This window comes from Pseudomonas sp. MIL19, assembly GCF_028680365.1.
Taxonomy (GTDB): Bacteria; Pseudomonadota; Gammaproteobacteria; order Pseudomonadales; family Pseudomonadaceae; genus Aquipseudomonas; species Aquipseudomonas spirodelae.
The window spans coordinates 1-3,192 of the sequence record NZ_JAPPVG010000067.1; the positions used below are offsets into that span (position 1 = coordinate 1).

At 49.2% G+C, this 3,192-nt stretch carries 2 protein-coding genes and 1 pseudogene; all 3 read left to right on the plus strand.

Going from position 1 to position 3,192, the window contains the following annotated elements; all coding sequences use genetic code 11:
* Positions 1 to 797 precede the first annotated feature (797 nt).
* Positions 798 to 1,127 (plus strand): annotated as a pseudogene (locus N1078_RS19760) (PAS domain-containing protein); the annotation flags it as partial.
* 138 nt (positions 1,128 to 1,265) lie between these two features.
* Positions 1,266 to 2,363 carry a methyl-accepting chemotaxis protein gene (locus N1078_RS19280; RefSeq protein WP_443218125.1) on the plus strand — a complete coding sequence of 366 codons (1,098 nt, stop codon included), beginning with the start codon at positions 1,266 to 1,268 and terminating at the stop codon, positions 2,361 to 2,363.
* A gap of 24 nt (positions 2,364 to 2,387) precedes the next feature.
* On the plus strand, positions 2,388 to 3,179 hold the full coding sequence (locus N1078_RS19285; protein WP_274089682.1) for a sensor domain-containing diguanylate cyclase: 792 nt from the start codon (positions 2,388 to 2,390) through the stop codon (positions 3,177 to 3,179).
* The last annotated feature ends 13 nt before the right edge of the window (positions 3,180 to 3,192 follow it).

A 3,192-nucleotide genomic window follows, 5' to 3' on the forward strand; every position in this document is an offset into this window, starting at 1 on the left:
CTGGTAACAAAATCAGCAATCCGCCCTGGGTCAAATTTCAATCGGCAGGGTGGGTCAATTTTCCATCAGCGCCAACATGTCAGGCTTGCTGGATCCATTGCGCAGTAAGCCGCGTGTAGCGTTTAAGGGGCCTTAAAGTTAGCAACCGATCACCGGCTTTCTCATAGCTATAACTGATTGATCTTAATAGATTTTATCAATAGTATGGCGCCGCTCCAATGGCCACATAGTTTGTGTGCTTTTAGGTGTTTTTTGTATACAGTTGTTTCAGGCTTATCTTGCCGTTTGAGTGCTGGTTTAGCGGTCGGAGTTAAGCGTCTGTCCGCTGCGCTTATGGTCCTGGTGCTTGCGCTTGGCCAAGGCCGCCGCTGATGTGTCGCAGGCTGATCGGGCTCGTGCTTCATCACTTCGGCCAGGACTGCCGGTTGTTTTAGGCCTTTCACCAGGCCGCTAGCCATTGCAGCGTTTACCCCTATGAAGCGGTTTAACCCGCAGCAGCTTTTCAGTGACTTGATCTCGACACGGACTTCCTTGATCCCACCAGTGCCTAGCCAACGGAGTTCGCCGTTGCTGGTGCGGGTGTATGCCTGTGGTTAATAAACCATTGCGGTATATCCATCTAATCCAAGGGCGAGTTCAACTATATGAGTATTCATTATGGGTGCGCTGGCAAATGTACAGAAATATTAGTTTTTACAGACCTGTGCATTGATTTTATGCGCTGTGGTTAAAAATAGCTGTGTGTTCACGGTTTTAATCGGTATGTAGCGGCCAGGGGCCGTATCAGGAAATAGGTTATGCGCAGTAATAGAAATATCACAAATATCGAGCAAGCGTTTTCAGGTGATCAGCGTTTGATATCAGCTACTGATATTTCTGGGAAAATAACCTACTGCAATAAAGAATTCATAAAAATCAGTGGTTATTCAGAGGCTGAACTGCTGGGCAGTCCACACAATCTAGTGCGCCATCCCGATATGCCAGCGGCAGTATTTGCTGTGATGTGGCGCTATTTAAAAGCCGGCAAAAGCTGGATGGGGATTGTTAAAAATCGTTGCAAGAATGGCGATTATTATTGGGTGAGCGCCTATGTGACCCCGATTGTTGAAAGCGGTAAGGTGGTTGGCTATGAGTCGGTCAGAGTAAAACCGACGCGTGAGCAAGTTGAACGTGCTCAAGGTGTTTATAAAAGAGTTATTGCAGGCAAGAAAGCCAACCCAGTATTTAATTCTGCAGCAAATATTTTTGAGATTTTTGCACTGCCGGTGGCAGCGATCATCGGTGCGGTTTGCTCAATTGGTTATCTTTCCAGTTTTTATGCGCAAGTAGCCACTGCCGTAATATTTGCATTATTCGGCTGGTGGGCATATGCACGGTTAGATAAGCACCTGGCGAAAATACTGCGCAGTGCACCCGACGCATTTTTTGATCCTGTTAGTGCGGCTGCCTACAGCGATGCGTCAGGGGCTTCGGCGCAAATGGAAATGGTCTTGATCAGTGAAGATGCTCGACTTAAAACAGCCTTAACCCGGCTGAGTGACTTGACAGTGTTGGTCGCCGATTCCGCTAAACACTCGTCATCGCTATCCAGTCAGACAGAATCTTCATTGTTAGAGCAGCGCGCAGAAATAGACATGACTGCCGCCGCCATGACGGAAATGGCAGCGTCTATTTCCGAAGTGGCAGGCCATGTGCAGAAAACTGCAACTGAGGCACAAAAAGCCAATGAACTGGCTGCCGAGGGTGATGCTGTAGCAGAAACATTGCGCACTGCCATTCAGTCACTGGCTACCACAGTCTCCAATATCAGCTCTGCTGTTGATCACCTGGCAAACGAAACGCAGCAAATCATGAGTGCTGCCGGAGTTATCCAGACGATTGCCGACCAAACCAATCTTCTGGCATTGAATGCTGCAATTGAAGCAGCAAGGGCTGGTGAGCAAGGCCGCGGCTTTGCTGTTGTTGCGGACGAAGTACGTGCCCTTGCGAGCAAGACGCGTGAGTCTACTCAGAAAATTCATCATGTTATTCAGGCGTTGAAACTGGGTGCTGATGACGCTGTAGCCATTGCCAAGCTGGGTATTAACGAGGCGGACCACGGCGTGCAAAAAGTGATCGAAGCGCAACGCGCCTTGCAGGGCATTCGCGAGGCCGTAGACAAGATCAGCGGGATGAGCCAGCAGATGGCCGCTGCTTCGGAAGAGCAGGCGCATGTTGCTGAGGATATATCCAAGCAAATTAATAACGTCGCGGTGACCGTCGAACGGACAGCGGGTAATGCCACGTCTGCTGTGGGTTATGGTAGCGAGTTGGAGCAGTCATCTCGTGGGCTGCGTGCATTAGTTGATCGCTTTAATCGATAGATTAATCTTTGCTTGGAGTTTTTCGTGATAGATACCTATCGGATGGCGGTTGATCGCGCGGCTATATTTTCTGAAACTGACGCGAACGGAACAATCATCTATGTCAATGATATGTTCTGTACGATATCGGGCTACAACAAAGACGAGTTGATGGGGCGAAATCACCGAGTGCTTAATTCTGGCACTCACGGTCCGGTTTTTTTTGAGGAGATGTGGCGCACTATTTCTTCAGGCTCAACCTGGAAAGGCGATATCTGCAATCGCGCCAAGGATGGCAGCCTGTATTGGGTACACAGTGCCATCATGCCGATGGTCGATCCTGAGAGTGGCAGAATTGAACGGTATATCTCAATTCGATTTGATGTCAGTGAAAAAAAGGAACTGTTACGCGATTTAGAGTGGCGCGCTGATCATGACGTACTCACAGGGCTGCCGAATCGTGCCCTGCTGGCGCAAAAAGCTAAAGAAACGTGTGCAGAGCAACGCTCGTCTGGTATGTCGGTTGTTGTAGGCATGATTGACCTTGATAGTTTTAAGGAGGTCAATGACGGTTACGGGCATGCGGTAGGCGACAAGCTTTTAGTTATTGTCTCTGCCCGCATAAAAAATGCCCTACGCCCCACTGATATAGTGGCGCGCACCGGTGGCGATGAATTTGTTTTAGTGCTTAAAGACCTGCAGGATCATTCAGAAATTGGTTCGACCGTTATACGCATCATGGCTGCTATTCATGCGCCCTGCATAATACAGGGGGCGGTTGCAGGAGCTGAGTGCAACACGGTTATTGAATTGAAGCCGGAGCATCATGCCGCATAGCCAAGGCTTCCTG